Annotated in this window: 12 protein-coding genes; 7 read left to right on the top strand and 5 right to left on the bottom strand. The window is 63.3% G+C overall.

Annotation, left to right across the window (positions count from 1 at the left end):
• Positions 1–302: 302 nt before the first annotated feature.
• Both HAH_RS07995 and HAH_RS07990 read right to left on the bottom strand, forming a co-directional pair.
• Complete coding sequence (locus HAH_RS07995) at positions 303–785, bottom strand: metal-dependent hydrolase (RefSeq protein WP_014040466.1); 483 nt, start codon at positions 783–785, stop codon at positions 303–305.
• 169 nt (positions 786–954) lie between these two features.
• Positions 955–1,968, bottom strand: a complete 1,014-nt coding sequence (locus HAH_RS07990) for a DUF1616 domain-containing protein (RefSeq protein ID WP_014040465.1) — start codon at positions 1,966–1,968, stop codon at positions 955–957.
• Positions 1,969–2,177: 209 nt separating this feature from the next.
• On the opposite strand from HAH_RS07990, the gene HAH_RS07985 reads away from it, so the two are divergent.
• The 7 genes from HAH_RS07985 (at position 2,178) to HAH_RS07955 (ending at position 12,431) form a co-directional block, all read left to right on the top strand.
• Positions 2,178–4,256, top strand: a complete 2,079-nt coding sequence (locus HAH_RS07985; RefSeq protein ID WP_044951849.1) for a hypothetical protein — start codon at positions 2,178–2,180, stop codon at positions 4,254–4,256.
• A gap of 157 nt (positions 4,257–4,413) precedes the next feature.
• On the top strand, positions 4,414–6,096 hold the full coding sequence (locus HAH_RS07980; RefSeq protein WP_014040463.1) for a hypothetical protein: 1,683 nt from the start codon (positions 4,414–4,416) through the stop codon (positions 6,094–6,096).
• Positions 6,097–6,195: 99 nt separating this feature from the next.
• The gene (locus tag HAH_RS07975; protein ID WP_014040462.1) at positions 6,196–6,897 is read left to right on the top strand and encodes an ABC transporter ATP-binding protein; all 702 of its coding nucleotides are present in this window, start codon (positions 6,196–6,198) and stop codon (positions 6,895–6,897) included.
• A 7-nt stretch (positions 6,898–6,904) separates the two neighbouring features.
• The gene (locus HAH_RS07970) at positions 6,905–9,970 is read left to right on the top strand and encodes an FtsX-like permease family protein (RefSeq protein WP_014040461.1); all 3,066 of its coding nucleotides are present in this window, start codon (positions 6,905–6,907) and stop codon (positions 9,968–9,970) included.
• Positions 9,971–10,058: 88 nt separating this feature from the next.
• Positions 10,059–10,334 (top strand): hypothetical protein, encoded by a 276-nt coding sequence (locus tag HAH_RS07965; protein WP_014040460.1) that lies wholly within the window; start codon positions 10,059–10,061, stop codon positions 10,332–10,334.
• Entirely contained in the window at positions 10,334–11,428 is a 1,095-nt protein-coding gene (locus tag HAH_RS07960) for a DUF4350 domain-containing protein (protein WP_014040459.1), read from the top strand. Before HAH_RS07965 ends, HAH_RS07960 begins: the two co-directional genes overlap by 1 nt.
• The gene (locus tag HAH_RS07955) at positions 11,421–12,431 is read left to right on the top strand and encodes an AAA family ATPase (protein WP_014040458.1); all 1,011 of its coding nucleotides are present in this window, start codon (positions 11,421–11,423) and stop codon (positions 12,429–12,431) included. The genes HAH_RS07960 and HAH_RS07955 overlap by 8 nt, the downstream gene beginning before the upstream one ends.
• A gap of 14 nt (positions 12,432–12,445) precedes the next feature.
• On the opposite strand, the gene HAH_RS07950 is transcribed toward HAH_RS07955, so the two are convergent.
• The 3 genes from HAH_RS07950 to HAH_RS07940 are packed head-to-tail and all read right to left on the bottom strand — an operon-like array spanning position 12,446 to position 15,341.
• Entirely contained in the window at positions 12,446–13,402 is a 957-nt protein-coding gene (locus HAH_RS07950; protein WP_014040457.1) for a hypothetical protein, read from the bottom strand.
• On the bottom strand, positions 13,399–13,899 hold the full coding sequence (locus HAH_RS07945; protein WP_014040456.1) for a hypothetical protein: 501 nt from the start codon (positions 13,897–13,899) through the stop codon (positions 13,399–13,401). The genes HAH_RS07950 and HAH_RS07945 overlap by 4 nt, the downstream gene beginning before the upstream one ends.
• Positions 13,896–15,341, bottom strand: coding sequence for a DUF58 domain-containing protein (locus HAH_RS07940; RefSeq protein ID WP_014040455.1), 1,446 nt, complete (start codon positions 15,339–15,341; stop codon positions 13,896–13,898). Before HAH_RS07940 ends, HAH_RS07945 begins: the two co-directional genes overlap by 4 nt.
• Between the last annotated feature and the right edge of the window lie 94 nt (positions 15,342–15,435).

The following is a 15,435-nucleotide window of genomic DNA, read 5'->3' as shown; positions in this document are numbered from 1 at the left end:
ACATATAACATTGCTATGTAAGGTACATACAATGGGGGACTACGCAAAGCCATCCCGTGCGGCGAAAATCAAGTGCATCAAGTGTAACTCACCGGTCGTGCTCACCGTCGACGAAGAGTATATCTGTGTCAGCTGCGGCGAAGCACCGATCGAATCGGCGACCCCAGTTTGAGACAGGCGTTTCAGCTTCACTCCGCGATCTCCAGAGGCGGGAACGGTAGCTTTGATATCTGACGGGTAGTTCGAAATCCGCCGCTTGAGACCCACTGCTTCAGTAGCAACGACCGTTGGCCGCGAACGCTTTACCGTTGTGGTATTTCGGCTGAGACCTGCTCGTATCTCCAGTACACCGTCACGAGGCTGTAGCTGATGGCCAGTCCGAAGACGATCACAGGGACGGCAAGCGAGAGTAGACTGTCGGGCGAATGCGCCGCAAACGACGGCGTTCTATCGGGGGTTGCCGACAACAGCGGCCAGAACAGGTTCGGAAAGAAGTAGTAGTCCGTCCCGAGCCGCACAATCGGATAGAAGTCGCCGGCGATGTGTGAGAGGTAGCCGGCGGAAAACACCACTGCGTGCCGTCCGTAGCTCTGGCGTGCAGCCAGCAGTACAAGGATGGTGAGGACGGGTAGCGAGACGACCAGCGAATGGGCAAGCATACGCCCGCTCGGAAGAATAGCGACCGTCCACGCGAGCGGCTTGTCGATTACGTCCGGGAGTTGCGTCGCAACAAGCAAGAGCAGTACCATCGGCCCAGACGGGAGTCGACGCCACCGAGCCACCATGTATGCCGTCAGCGGGACGGCTGCGAGGAGGAAGTGGCCTGCGGGGTACACGGTGAAACCAATGATCCAGGCAAGGAAAAGCTGTTTGCCGGGTTAGATCTCAAAAGAATGGGCAGTAAGTCGGTCCCTGTTTTACCTGGGGGAGCGCTGCTCGCTACGAGAACCTGGGTCAGCCGGTTACGTTCACCCAGAGGTGGACTTCCCGGTACGCAGTCGATTGGTCCACGGTCTCAGGTGGTGACCCGCGGTACAGCAGGTACTGGAGCCGAAGCCCCTCCCCAGTCATCTCGGGCGTCACTTCGTGCTGGCGGTGCCAGGTCTCGTTGTGGCCCAGGGTCGGCTGGAAGCGCCGAAGTTCCGACCGTTCCCGGACCTGGGTTTCGTTGCCGACGCGCTCGACGCGTTGTAACTCGGCGACTACGGTGTACTCTGTCCGTTCGTGTTCCTGATTCCCGATACCGACGATCAACGAGCGACCTTCGCCCTGCTGAAACTCCGTCGGATAGCCGTCAGCGACGAGTTCCCCGTCTTCGTCTTCGGTCAGCAGGTAGAACTCGCTGAACCGCTCGCCGTCCTTTGGTACCGTGACCGCGTAGCCGACGCTGGCGGCCGCAAGCAGGATGCTCAGGACCAACAGCACGTTCAGGACCGCGTCCGTCCGTGAGGCCGGCGAGAACAACTCCGCACGTCCGGCACTGAGCCACGCACGATACGGGACACGAAACCGTTCGTCAGCGGGTACCGCCCAGCGTCGAACAGCCGCGACAGCGGTCAACACGAGCGTCAGCCCGCTGAGCGACACGAGAATCGGAAGCAGGCGGATACCCCACGGCGTGAAATTCAATACCAGGCCGACCAAGGGAACGAGGGCGATACTGAGTCCGAACGAGAGTGCGACCCGTTCGATACCGTCGATTCCGTCGGCTCGTGGATCCGAAACGGTCTCGTCGTCGGCCGTGGGGCCGCTCCCGGCCTCCGGAAACAGCGCTGCGATGAACGCATAGCCGGGAATGAAGAGGACAAACACGAGCCCGGCGACGATGCGGACCGGCGTGTCGGAGATGACCGGCAGCAGGGCAGCCAGATTCGTCAGAATCACCACGCCGATAACGCCTGCCAGATCGGCCGGGAGGTGGCGGAGTTGACGTGGCAAGAGTAGTTTCCACGTCTGGGTTTCAGCCATTGGCAATGAGTCATGTCGGCACGGTAAAAAAATAGCTGATTGCGTCCCTCTCTGCCACGGTACGTGACTGCGACCGACTCCGGTGAGTCAACCGAACGCATTTTATCAAACCAGCGGAATAACTCGGTGTGTTCCGGAGCCAGTCGTGGGCCGTGTTCGTCACCCTGACAATACTTGGACTTACAGCGGGTGCTGGTGGGGTGGCAGCGATGGGGACCGACGATGGGGGTCCGGCTCTGAACCGGCAGGTGGAGACGCCGACGGACGACAACGAGACACAACAGGAAAACCCGGATTCGGTGTCGGACGGCGAGTACGGCGATGAAACGGCCGCCTGGTTGGCTCGGACGATGGGGGGGCGGCTGGAAAACAGCAGTATTGCGCTGTCGAACGACCAGTACGACCAGGCTCGGTCGGTCCTCGGCGACGACTACGACAAGCGTCTAGAGCAGTACGTCGACGTTGCCGGTGACACGTCCTCGGCTACGGACGACACCGCTGCAAGGGAGTTCGAGGCCGCGCGCGAGAACCAGCGGAATCTCACGAACGAGGTACAGCGGTACCGCCAGCAATATACGGCGTATCAGGCGGCACGCGAGCGCGGTAACGAAAGCAAGGCCCGCATCACTGCGCGTGCGATGGAGCGAACGGCGTCGAACATCAGCGATAGGAGCCGAGAACTGAACCGGAACTTCGAACGGATAGAGAACACCACGTCTGTCGACCTCTCTTCGGGACAGACCGAGATCAATGAGACGACAGAGAACATTACGACGACGCAGGCGGTTATCCGCGAAGAGACACTCGTTGGGACGACGCTCACAGTTCAGGCGATAGACTCGACTGCATCGTTCAGCGATCCCGGAACGGTCTCCGGCCAGATACGGACTGAGAACGGCTCGGTCATCGCAGACGAGGTGGTCGAACTCAGGATCGGGAACCGGACACAAACTGTTCGAACTGATGCCAGCGGTGTGTTCGAATCCCAGTACCGGCCACGCTCAGCCAGACTCGGGTCGCAGTCCGTCCCGGTCAAGTACGTCCCGGATACCGACTCAGTGTACCTGTCCGACGACACCACGTTCACGATTGACGTGAAACAGGTGACGCCGAACGCGACGAGCGACATCGCACCGGGGACGGTAGGGTACGGCGACCGATTCGACGCCACGGCGTCCGTGACAGTCGAGTCGAGAGGTGTCGACGGAGTACCGGTCGAGTTCACCGTTGGTGATACTGTCGTTGCACGAACGACGACCGGACCGAACGGAACGGCGACAGCATCGACCCGAGCCCCAGCGTCGGTAAACGACGGTGAGCGTGTAGTTGTCGCTCGGGTTCCGTACGAAAACCGAGCGATTGCGGGCGTCCAGTCGGAGACCCCTGTTGTCGTCGTCGAGACTCAGACGACCCTCTCCGTGAGTGCGTCACGCACGGATGATGGGGCCCTTGCCAGGGGGCAACTCCAGACCGTTGCCGGGGACCCTGTCGCGGGTCGCCCGGTACGCCTGCAGGTCGGTGCTGGCGGCACCCAACTCGTCGAGACGAACCGGAACGGGTCGTTCCAGACCGTCCTCGAATATCCGCAGAACAACGAGACAGTTACCGTTACCGCTACGTACGACGAACCGAGTTCGAACCTCGGTAACGCGACCGCAACGACAACGCTGGCCGCAGGAGCCGGCGGCGGAAACCCACCGGTCGGCTCCGATTCGGACAGGGATCTGCTTATCGATACCCTGGTAGCGATACTGTTCGGCTCTGACGAGAACCCGGAAGTAGCCTTTGGGAACGGGATCATCGGATACAGCTGGCTGCCCGTCCTGGGCGGCGGGGTAGCGCTTGCAGTTGTCGTCGGGGCTTGGTTTATCGTGTCGCGGCGCCGCCAATCCCAGGATGTGAACGCGACTTCCTCAGTGGAGGCAACTGAGGTATCGATGAGTGGACCCGACCAGGCGACGACGCCATCGAACGCGACGAGTCCGACGTTTGCGGACCGCGTCGATACGTATCTGGATGGCGGGGACTACGACGCCGCAGCGATGGTAGCGTACACTGCAGTCCACGATGAGCTAGCGGTGAAAAACGGTATTGACGAGGGGGCGACACACTGGGAACTCCTCCAGCAGAGCCAGGAACACGGCGTTCCCGAGGAACGCATGGCGGATATCGAAACGGTGGTTGAAGCCTTCGAGACGGCGGCGTTCGCACCGACATCGGTTGATCCGTCACGCGCGGAGGCGGCCGTCGAACGCGCCCGCAAGATCAAGTCGAACGGGGACCAGTGACCGCCAATCGTCATGGACACTCCAGGTGTGTCTAGAGCCCGGCAGCAATCCCGGATTTTCGACAGGGCTAGCGGTAGACCGAGAGACTGTCAGGGCTCCCGAGTCGGCCGTCGAAATGCGGTAACTATCTTACACCCACCCGCTGTAGGACCCGCCAATGAGTGACGGCCGGAAGGGGCGATTGCTGCTCATCGTGGCTGTGCTGGCCGTGGCAGTCGCGGCCCGGTTGACGACGCTCCACTGGACGCCGCTGCCCTCAACGCTAGACGGGTTCGGCTACGTCGCTCTGGCCAGGGACACGCTCGAAACGGGGACGTTTCCGCTCAGACGCTTCCGCGCTGACAACATCGTGTTTACCGCTGTTCTGACCGTCGTCGGCACACTCACCGGCGAGCGGCCACTGTACATCGCACAGCTGGTCGTCGCGGTCACCGGTGCAGCGTCCTGCCTGACGGCGATGGCGCTGGTCAAACGACTCGCACAGTCGAGTCGGTGGCGTCACTCGCGGACGACGCTGGCGATGGGCGTGGTCGGGATGGGGCTCGCGGTGGAAGGCATCTATCTCCGGCGGACCGGACAAACGGACGAGGAAGCGCTGGCGTTTCTCTTGCTGCCGCTGTTTGCGATTGCCGTCCATCGGTTGCTCACGACGGAGCGATACAGGCGTCGATGGGGCGCAGTTGTGGTCGTCCTGTTCGCTGCCTTCCCGCTCCTGCATACGTTCAGCTCGCTCATCGCTGCGCTGGTACTGACGGGGGTGCTAGCCGCCCATCTCGCCAGGATTCCGTCGCGTCGTGACGCCGTCACTGCGCTCGTCGCCGTCGCGGGCTTCTGGGTGTACATGTGGGGGTACTACCGGATTGCAGAACGCTCGCTTCTGGAGGTCCCGTACGTCGACCGTGTCAGTGCGTATCCGGGGCTGTTCCTGGCCTGGGTCGTCGTTCTGGTGGCGACACTGGTCTGGTTCCAGCGGACGAGCGCTCGCCTGCAGCGGGTGACCATCGGCGGCGCGGTCGGTCTCTGGTTCCTGACGCTGGGTGCGAACGCGGTACAGACCGTGTTTCCCGGGACACAGACCACGCCGGCCGGCCTCTTGGTGCTCGTCGCGGCTTTCGCTGTCCCGGTTGTGTTTGCAGTCGTCGGCCTCCCACTTGCGAGCCGCGACCGCCGGCTGATCGGGCCGGTCGTGCTGGCGTTGCTGCTGGCGCCGATTGTCATCGTGTACTTCTCGCTGACCGCCTCGCTGACGCCGGAGTACTACGGGACCGCGCTCCGCGGCCAGACGTTCGTTCACTTGCCCGTGTTCGTCCTCGCCGGCATCGGCGTCGCGTCGGTCGCCTACCGGGGGTCGCCGGACGGCGGGCTTGGAACGCCGAAGACTCACAGCCACCGACTCGCAACAGTCCTGACGGTCGTCGTCGTGGTTGCCGCAGTTGCGACGATGCCTATCGCCTTCGTCAATCTCGACACGCTCGCGTTCCCGACTGGGGCGACCGAATCGCAGTTCGCGGCCGCGACGTTTACCGCGGACCACGTCGACGAGCAGTGGGCGTCCGACCACCCGTTCAGCCGTATCGTCGATCTGTACTATCCGAGCGCGTCCAACGGAACGTACCAGCCGACCGCCCGGTGGCTCGGTGGTGGGATGGAACCCAACTGCCCGACGCTGTCGCGGGCGTCGTGGGGGACGACAGGGGCGCACCTGTTCCCGGCAGCGAGCGAGGAGACCACGCCCGCGGCGCTGGCGGAGTGGCGCTACGAGAACGACGTGGTCTATGACACGCGCGGCCTCGACTCCGTGTACCTCGTTCGGCCCGGCGGGAACCGAACGAGTTGTTGACGAGTTCTGAACGGACCCGGTTCGACGGTCTCTCCCATCCTCACCTCTCCCGGGTATGTAACCGTGGCATACAATACGGGGCCGGCAGAAAGGCCGACAATGACTGACCCCGTCCTCGTCGGCTCGGAGTTGTGTGTCACACGACGGGGCACCAGGATTCTCGACGGCGTCTCACTCTCGGTCGGGTCCGATGCGGCGATGCTCGTTCAGGGCCCTAGCGGGGCCGGCAAGTCGACGCTGTTCAACGTCCTCGGATTGCTAGAATCACCGTCTAGCGGTCGACTGGAGATCGACGGTCGGGACGCGAGTACCCTGTCCGAACGCCAGCGCGCGAGCCTGCGGCGGACGACGCTCGGGTTCGTCTTTCAGGACTTCCAGCTCATCGGCGATCTGACCGCTCGCGAGAACGCGTCGCTCCCGCAGGAACACGCGGGCGACCGCGACCCAGACTGGCTGGACACGCTGTTCGACCGCCTCGGTATCGCCGGGCTCGAACACCAGTACCCTGCGACGCTGAGCGGGGGCGAGAAACAGCGCGTCGCCATCGCACGGGCGCTCGCGAACCGCCCCGAGGTGATCCTCGCCGACGAGCCGACCGGGCAGCTAGATCCGGACACGGCCGAGTCGGTGCTGAACCTTCTGTTCAGCATGAAGGAATCGACGGAAACCGCGCTCGTCGTCATCAGCCACGACCCCCAACTGGCCCAGCGGTTCGACGAGCGGCTGTTCATCCGCGGCGGCACGCTCGTCTCCGATGCCGCCTCGACGCCGGACGCGAGCCCGTCCACGGAGACGAACTAACGAACCGATGGGATACAGAAACGCCCTCCTGTTTCGCTGGTCCAGACGGGACCGGCTCACCGTCGTCGTCGTCGCCGTGACGGCCGCGTTTCTCATCGGTACGGTCTTGCTGTTGTTCACCGCAGTCACGTACTCGGAAACGTTCGCAGAGCCGCTCGCGAACTCCGGGACGGTCACCTACCACGACGCGGAAAACGGCCCGCCCGAAACCGGTGGGGACGTCACCGTGCTCCCGACAGCGACGGCGACCACAAGCGGGACTGATGTTCGGCTCGTTGGCATCCCGCCCGATACGCCCAGGGTGCTCATCGAGGGGTCGGCCCAGTGGCAGGAGGGACGATTACCGACGATTCCCGACGGCGTTGACGGCCGGGGACCGGTCTCTCAGCAGCGGACCCGAACGGTTAGCGGGTCAGACGGTACCGTCTCGCTTACCGTTGTCCCACAGGAGCGGGGGACGACGTTCCTCTCCAATCAGTGGTACGCGACGAACGCCTCGACCGCCCAGCAGGTCGGCGTCACCGGCTACTTCGTCATCGACCACAGTCCGAGCGGGACCGGGCTGGGAAGCCTCCCAAGCGAAGGGGCACCGCTGGTCAGCGCGCTCCTGTACGTCCTCGGCGGCTTAGAGCAGGTACTCTGGGCGCTGGGCATCGCGGCGGCCGCCGGTGGCTTGTTGGTCCTCATCGTCGTCTACAACGTCACGCGGATGAGCGTCCGTGACCGACTCGACGCGATACGGGTCATCCGCTCGACCGGCGCACCGGGGTGGCGCGTGGGACTCCTGTTTACACTTCGGGCCGGCCTCCTCGTGACGACCGGCGTGGTGCTGGGCTACGCCGTCGGACTGATCCTCATCAAGGCGCTGGTCAACGTCGCGATCTACGTCGGTCTCCCCATCGCACTCGACGTTACCGTCACGGGCCAGAGCGCGACCGTCGTCGGTGGCGTCGCCGGTGTGTTCGTTCTGATGGGCCTCGCTGCCGGCGCGCTCGCGGCCTACCCCGCGGCGACCCGCCCACCAGCCGCGCTCGGGAGCCGTCACGCCCGGTCCGGCCAGTCCGAGCAGTCGACGCTTGGGAGGATCCGAAACTGGGTCGCGCCGACGTTCCTGTCGTGGCGCTCGGTCGTGCCGACGGCGGCGACGCTGACCGTCTTCGGCATCACGTTCCTGCTGGTCGTCTCCCTGGCCGGTCTCGCGTCTCCGCTTGGGGGTGGGGGAGGGGGCTCCGGGACCATCACCGAAGCCGGTGCGCCCCATCCGCTGAACAGTCGCCTCGACGCTGAGTACGCCGCAGCCCTGCGGGCCGACGGGACGCCAGCCAGCCCGGAAATCATCTACGCCCAGGTGTCGGACGGCCAGCCGTACATGGCCCACGGAGCGGAGTACGACGCGTTCGCGAACGTCACCGGGGCCACGTTGGTCGACGGAAAGCGACCGCAGCGGTACGACGAGGCCGTCATCGGGAGCGACCTCGCGCGGACGCTCGATGTCGAGGTCGGTGACGAACTGACTGTCAGTGGGAGCGTCAAGCCCGGGGTTCGACGGGTCACTATCGTCGGGCGGTACGACGCCCCCAGAACGCTCGATGACCTGCTCATTCTGCCGCTCGACTCCGCGGCCGACTTGGCGACCGGACCAGGGGAGGTCCACATGATCCGCGTGAAAGGGTCCGTTTCGGAGATTGACGGCGCCGACGGCGTCGCTGCCAACCGGTCAGGCGCTGTCGTGACGGGGTTATCGGGTCCGAAACGCGTCACGAAAGGCGACACAGTCAACCTCTCAGTCGCCGTGCGAAACGTCGGTACCGAGCGGGCTGACCGGGAGGTCACAGTCCGATATCGGGGCGAACAGCGAACGACGACGGTCGCCGTCCCGCCGGGACAGGAGCGGACCGAGTCCGTCTCCTTTACCACGACAGAACTGGGGACTGCAAACGCCACTGCCGGGGAGTACACCCATTCCGTGACCGTCGTCTCGCCGAACGCTATCGAGATTCCGAGCCAGTTGCCGTCACAGGCCCCGCCCGGATCGGGTCTCTCAGTTCCTGTCGTCACCAAAACGGGGGACCGCGTTTCGAACGCCACCGTCACGGTGAACGGGCCGTCGCTCAGAACTGGATCGAGTGGTGTCGCCGTCGTTCCCCTGCCACGCGAGCCGGGGAACTACACGATAACAGCTCGTTCGGGCGACCAGATGGCGACACACGATATCCAGATCGTCCGTGGTACCGAGCGGGAACTGTACGGGGAGTTGTCGATATCGCCGTCTTCGGGCTCGGTCCTGACGACGCCAACCCTCAGGATCAGGCTCGCAAACCCCTGGCAGGAGCCGATCACACGCAATGTCGGTGTCATCGGCCCCGGTGCCTCCCGGAACCGGACCGTCTACATGCCGCCCGGAAACGTCACACAGACGCGGTTCTCCCCGGACGGCGGACGAAGTCAGCCTGGAACCTACACCTACCGAGTGACGGCCAACGGGACCACCCTCACCACGGCGGAGTACGAGGTGACCGGGGATCGTCGGCTGGCGTCTGCCGTGGCAAGTAGCGGGTCGTACGCGTCCGGAACGCCCATCGAACGCTCCGTCGAGGGCGTGTTCGGGAACGTCCAGCTGATCCTCGGCGTCCTCGTCGTCCTCTCGGCGCTGAGTACCGTCGGCAGTACCACGGCGACGTTCGCCCAGGGGGTCCACGCGCGTCGGCAGGCCATCGGCATCCATCGCTCGACCGGCGCGACGCAGTGGCGGGTCCTGCGGACGATTCTGGCCGACATCGCTCGTATCGCGATCCCAGCGACGGCGCTCGCTCTCGGCCTCTCGGTCGTCGCGTTACAGTTGCTGGAGCGGGCTGGCTGGCTCGTCTTCTTCGGCTTCCGCCTCTCCGCGCGGACGCCGCCAGCTATCCTCGCAGCGATATTCCTCGGCGGCGTCTCACTCGCCCTGTTCGGTGCCCTCGTCGCAACGGTGCCGTATCTGACGGCGTCACCGGTCTCGTTGCTCCCGAGCGGCGACCGAACGCGAACGCCCGACGAGGAGTCGGCGGATTCGAGACAGCCTAGCGACGACTGAACCGAACTGCTAGGTTAGCCGCTACCCATGGCTCAGTCAGCAGCTGTCGGTCGGAACTTTGACTGTCTGCCGAGGAGAACGCCGTACCATGGCGACCCGACAGCGCCAACAGTTCATTTACGGGCATCTCATGTGGGTGCTTGGTACCATCCTCGTGTTGACCCTCCTGGATGCGCTGACGTTGGAGCTGTTTTTCGTCGTCTCGCTGATCGGGTTTCTCGTGACTGTCGAACTGGTCGCACCGCAGGCCGTGTCGCCGCGCTGGCGACGGCGGCTCTGGTGGCTCATCGGGCTCGGACTGGTTGGCTTTGCCTACGTGGTCATCAAACGGATCCTCGAGATTCTACCGCCGGGGCTGGTCTGATGGCGCTGACACCGCTCTCCGAGGACTCCTGGCTACCGTCGCTCACTCTCCCGCAGCTCCTGCTGGCCGCTTACACCGTCCTCACGATCATCGCGCTCGTCTACGCCGCAAGCACGTCCTCAGCAGCGTTCGGTGCGTATAACTCCCAGTGGGACGGGGCGGGCGAACTTCGAACCGTCGCAGCTGACGCCGGTGCAAACGTGACCGTCGGAACGAACGTAAGTCAGTATCCGACGAGTGACACGGACACCACCGTTGCGGTCGTTCTCTCGCCGGCGGAGCCGTACTCGTCGAGCGAGCGGGCACGAATCGCGGAGTTCGTTCGAAGCGGTGGGACACTCGTCGTTGCCGAGGATTACCGCCCAGAAGGGAATGCCCTGCTCGCTGCCGTCGGTGCTGACGCGCGTTTTGACGGTCGCCCGGTGTACGACAACCGAAATTACTACCGCAACTCCTCGCTCCCGGAAGCGACGCCTGCCGGCGACTATCCGGAGACTGCCGGCGTCGATACTGTCGTCCTCAACTACGGGACGACTGTCAGAGCCGGAAACGCGACGACGCTCGTCAACACCTCCGAATACGCCTACCTCGACACCAACGGCAACGGCGAACTCGACGGCGAGGAGCAGTTAGCGTCCCGACCCGTCGTCACGAGCGAACCGGTCGGCGACGGCCGGGTTATCGCCGTCAGTGACCCGAGCATCTTCGTGAACGCGATGCTCGAACGCGGTGACAACCGACGGTTCGTCCGGAACCTCGTCGCCAGCCACGGCGACGCACTGCTGGACTACTCACACGCCAGTAGCGTCCCGCCGGTGGCCGCTGCCGTCCTGGCCGTCCAGCGGTCAGACGCGCTGTTACTGCTCTGTGGCGTCGTGCTGGTCGGGGCGCTGCTCGCGTACGACCGCCGTCTCGACGAGCATCTCCGGGATCGTCTCCGGGAATACAGTGGCGGCGATCCGGACCCGAATCTCTCCAGGGACGGCGTTGAGAAGTATCTCAGAGCCAGTCATCCAGACTGGGAGACCGCACAGGTAGAGCGAGTAACGGAAGCCATTATTAAACAGCGGGCCGAACGTCAACGCAATGACTGATCCGTCGGTGCTGTACGACCGTCTCAAGGAGGAGACGGAGACAGTTCTTATCGGTAACGAGGAAGTTCTCCGACACATTACTGTCGCCATGCTTACACGCGGTCATGTGCTTCTGGAGGGGGTCCCCGGTGTCGCGAAAACGACGATCGCCACGCTCGTCGCCAACGCGACGGATCTCCAGCACTCCCGGATCCAGATGACGCCCGACCTCCTCCCTGCGGATATCACCGGAACAACGGTGTATCACCAGCGAAACGGCGAGTTCGAGCTGCAGAAAGGCCCAGTGTTTACCAATCTGGTCATCGCCGACGAGATCAACCGCGCGCCGCCGAAAACACAGAGCGCACTCCTCGAAGCGATGCAGGAGGGACAGGTTTCCATTGAAGGGTCGACGCTCGAACTCCCGACGCCGTTTACGGTCGTTGCGACGATGAACCCTCTTGAGATGGAAGGGACGTTCAAACTCCCGGAGGCCCAGCGCGACCGGTTTCAGATGAAACTCGTCACCGAGATTCCCAACTCCGAGGAAGAGCGCGCGATCCTCGACCGATTCGACGCGAACCCGACGCTTGACGCGGACTCTATCTCGCAGGTTATCTCCCGGAGCGAACTTCTGGACGCCCGGTCAGTCGTCCCCGAGACGCATATCGAAGACAGCATCAAGGAGTACATTCTCGCTATCGTCGGCGCGACACGGGACCACCGAAACGTCGTTCACGGGGCCTCACCGCGGGCGACAATCGCCCTGCAGAATACGGCCAAAGCAGTCGCTCGTCTGAACGGCCGGGAGTACGTCATTCCGGACGACGTCAAAGAGATGGCGCTCCCGGTGTTGCGGCATCGTCTCATTATGAACAGCGATGCCGAACTAAGCCAGATCAGCGCCGAAACGGTTATCGAAGAAATCCTTCAGTCGATTACGCCGCCCGGGTCCGACACCGACCACAGTACGGCTGTCGAGACAGCGGTCGGCGACGGCGGAACGAAACGGGAGTTCGAGTAGCGACTGGACCGCAGTTAGCTGTTTTCCGGGGCTGGTGTCGTCTCTCGTTCTCGGGCCGCCGCGCCATTGGACTGCGCCGATGGTTGTTCGAGTGCATCCCACGAAACGGTCACGACACCGCTGAACCGGTCGTCATCGCGCGTATCGACAGTGACCGGTCGATCAAGTCCCGTGGCAAACCCCACCGCGAGCAGGGACACCACTGGGTGATCTAGCTGGTGAATGTCGCCGAACGCGGGATTGCTGATGGCAATAGAAGCAGTTCGGCTCCCGCCATCGATTTCGATTGTTGTGTCATCGACGAGTTCGAACTGCTCGGACAGGGCTGCGGTCAGTTGCGCCGCTATTGCATCGGGGTCGTTACCGAATTTGCCAGAGATCGTTTGCTCGAACTCGGTGTACAGACGGTCTCCAGTCGGGGGAAGCGATATACCCTGTTCCGCCTCGGCACCGCTCGTAACGAACAGCTCTCCCAACTGGTCTGGATCGGGAACCGCGTACTCGACGTGTTGGGGGACGAACAGGCGCGCATTCGTTTCCGGACGGGATGCCGTTGGGACATACACCGTCTCGGTCTGGAGTTCCAGTTCGCTGACGAGGTGCTGTTCGACATCGGCCAACGTGTCGAACACCGTGTCACTGACCGACGCCGAGACGAACCGCTCGGGAGTGAGATAGAACGTGACGATGCCCGCAAACACACCGGTTCCTGCGAACGCGACGAAGATGGTCTGCAGGGTTGGAAAGAGGAGTGCCGCTATGAGGGATAGTCCACCGACCGCAAAGAAGCCCACTGCGGTCCGTCTGAACGTTGCCCGCTTCGCATGCGCGTAGGAGTCGCGCAACCGGCGGTTCTCCTCCCGTAACACTTCCAGCTCCGCTTCGAGTGTCTGGCGGTCGTGTACAATATCCGTCTGTCGGGTGCTGTCATCGGCTGATGCGTCCAGTTGCGTAGGCTCGGGTTGGCTCATAGGAAATCACGGTCCGAAGCTGCGTCTTCAGTCACGATGTCGAGTTCTATCAGCAGATAGCGATGGAAGAGATAGCCGACGATGGCAATTCCGATGACCACGGTGGCCCCGACGCTGAGGGGGGCCAAGTCCCAGCGCCAGAGCGACAGCCAGGCGAGACTGCCGAGCAGCGGAACGACAAGTGCGACGAGGCTGCCGGCGACTCGCCTGTCGGGTGTCTCGATAGGTACCGAAAGCAACGCAAGGAACAGGCCGCCTTCGACGATGACGAGCGGTAGCAGTGATGGTGTATCGACTGTGACGAGCGCTACCTGTCCGAGCACGACCGCGAGAACGGGTGTACCGGACAGGTAGAGACCGCCGAGGACAACACCGACGAAACCAAGCCATACCGGCCCGCCCCAGACGAGTCCGCCTGTAGCTACGACGATGCCCAGCAGGCCGAGCACGGTGGGTAGTGATCGGCGCGAGCGTGCCGTTTTCAGTGCGACGCTCATGCGTACTCCCTCCGGTCTGTGTTCGCTGGGCTGCCGGACAGAATAGCCGAAATCTGGTCCGGGGACCCAACCTCGTAGGCCGTCACCGAGTCGACCTCGTTCAGTTCACGCCGGAACTGGTCGAAGGTTCGATACCGTTCGTATGCGGTATCGAGATCGGTGAGGAGGTCCGTATCGAAGGCTACTGATGGGGCGATAAACACGACGACCTCCGTTGCGTTGCGTCTCGCCAGTCCAACCGCGTTCCGTAGTTCACTCGGGTTGCTGTCGTCGGTACAGATGACCAGCAGGTTCGCGCTGCGTATCTCGTGTGGTGCCGCCTGGAGCCCGTTGTACAGCGGCTGGTTGGGAAGGTGTCGTTTTGATCCGGCGGCATCTCGATACGCGAGCAACGTCGTTTCCATCGGTGATTGTGTGTCCGCCGTCGGGTTCACCGTCCCTGTCATCCTGCCGGTGTGAGACGCTGTCGTGGTAGCTGTTGCCGGCGTCTCAGTTTCGGTGTCGAGGTCGTTGATCCGATGCCGGCACGACCTGTAGGCCTCGGTTCTCGCCACAGGGATTCTCGATTCCGTCACGCCCGCGTCGTCAATAGTGAGATAGCCCAGGGGATCACGGATCGTTTCGGCACGTTGCTGGAACGCTGCGGCGACCGCTCTGAGGTGATCTAGCTTCGTTTCGCCAGGTGTCCCATCACCCAGAGTCTGCCGGTGATCGAGGACGAGCACCACGCTACGGTTACTCTCAGCCTCGTAGTTGCGGACGTGCGTCTCGTCTAGTCTGGCAGTCGCCTTCCAGTCGACGTATTTCAATGCGTCACCCGGGACATATTTTCGAATCTCCTCAGCTGACAGGCCACCCGTCCGCCCCCGGGCCTCGTGCTCGCCGACACCGCGTAGCAACTGTTTCCCGCTCTGGCCAACGTGAATCGGACCGACCGACGGGGACTCGACTGCCAGTTCGGGGCCGGAAGCCGTCGTGAACGACTGGGTAAACAGCCCGGTGCCGTCACTGACGGTTACTGTGGCTCCGGGAACGGTGTAGTTACCAACAGTCTCCCAGGTGAGCGGAAGCGTCACCGACGAGGACTGCATCGACGTATCGAGATGGATATCCGGAGAGGAACCCGCTTCCATCCGCGCTGCGAGTGGAATCCTTGCCTCGACGGAGAGCGGCAGGTGATCGCCGGCGGCGGCAACTGATGCCTCGAGAGTGTACTTCGTTTCGGCGTCGGTCCGTATTCGGGACCGGTCGAGCGACTGGCTGACGGTGAGTTCGTCCTCGAGTCGTGAAACGCCACGGACGAACGCAAACTGCATTGCGAGCAGCCAGCCTGCGAGCCCGACGGCCCCGACGACTAACAGGGGCGCATCGAGCAGCCCACCACTCACGACGAGACTACCGATAGCAGTGATCGTGAGCCAGAACCGCCGGGTGACACGCATTAGCTTCGGTTACTGAACCGAGCCCATTGAAGATACCGACAGACACAGCCGAGTGCTGGGAGTTCGCATCTATCGTTAATATCGAAATTGATAT

It is taken from the genome of Haloarcula hispanica ATCC 33960 (assembly GCF_000223905.1).
Taxonomy (GTDB): domain Archaea; phylum Halobacteriota; class Halobacteria; order Halobacteriales; family Haloarculaceae; genus Haloarcula; species Haloarcula hispanica.
Note: the sequence above shows the minus strand (reverse complement) of the source record. Positions and strands in the feature narration are given on the sequence as shown.

What these genes read in the sequence shown, in the direction of transcription:
- HAH_RS07990 (WP_014040465.1), bottom strand. Translation starts at nt 1,968, where the DNA reads ATGGCTGAAACCCAGACGTGGAAACTACTCTTGCCACGTCAACTCCGC.
- HAH_RS07995 (WP_014040466.1), bottom strand. Translation starts at nt 785, where the DNA reads ATGGTGGCTCGGTGGCGTCGACTCCCGTCTGGGCCGATGGTACTGCTC.
- HAH_RS07955 (WP_014040458.1), top strand. Translation starts at nt 11,421, where the DNA reads ATGACTGATCCGTCGGTGCTGTACGACCGTCTCAAGGAGGAGACGGAG.
- HAH_RS07980 (WP_014040463.1), top strand. Translation starts at nt 4,414, where the DNA reads ATGAGTGACGGCCGGAAGGGGCGATTGCTGCTCATCGTGGCTGTGCTG.
- HAH_RS07970 (WP_014040461.1), top strand. Translation starts at nt 6,905, where the DNA reads ATGGGATACAGAAACGCCCTCCTGTTTCGCTGGTCCAGACGGGACCGG.
- HAH_RS07960 (WP_014040459.1), top strand. Translation starts at nt 10,334, where the DNA reads ATGGCGCTGACACCGCTCTCCGAGGACTCCTGGCTACCGTCGCTCACT.
- HAH_RS07945 (WP_014040456.1), bottom strand. Translation starts at nt 13,899, where the DNA reads ATGAGCGTCGCACTGAAAACGGCACGCTCGCGCCGATCACTACCCACC.
- HAH_RS07975 (WP_014040462.1), top strand. Translation starts at nt 6,196, where the DNA reads ATGACTGACCCCGTCCTCGTCGGCTCGGAGTTGTGTGTCACACGACGG.
- HAH_RS07985 (WP_044951849.1), top strand. Translation starts at nt 2,178, where the DNA reads ATGGGGACCGACGATGGGGGTCCGGCTCTGAACCGGCAGGTGGAGACG.
- HAH_RS07965 (WP_014040460.1), top strand. Translation starts at nt 10,059, where the DNA reads ATGGCGACCCGACAGCGCCAACAGTTCATTTACGGGCATCTCATGTGG.
- HAH_RS07950 (WP_014040457.1), bottom strand. Translation starts at nt 13,402, where the DNA reads ATGAGCCAACCCGAGCCTACGCAACTGGACGCATCAGCCGATGACAGC.
- HAH_RS07940 (WP_014040455.1), bottom strand. Translation starts at nt 15,341, where the DNA reads ATGCGTGTCACCCGGCGGTTCTGGCTCACGATCACTGCTATCGGTAGT.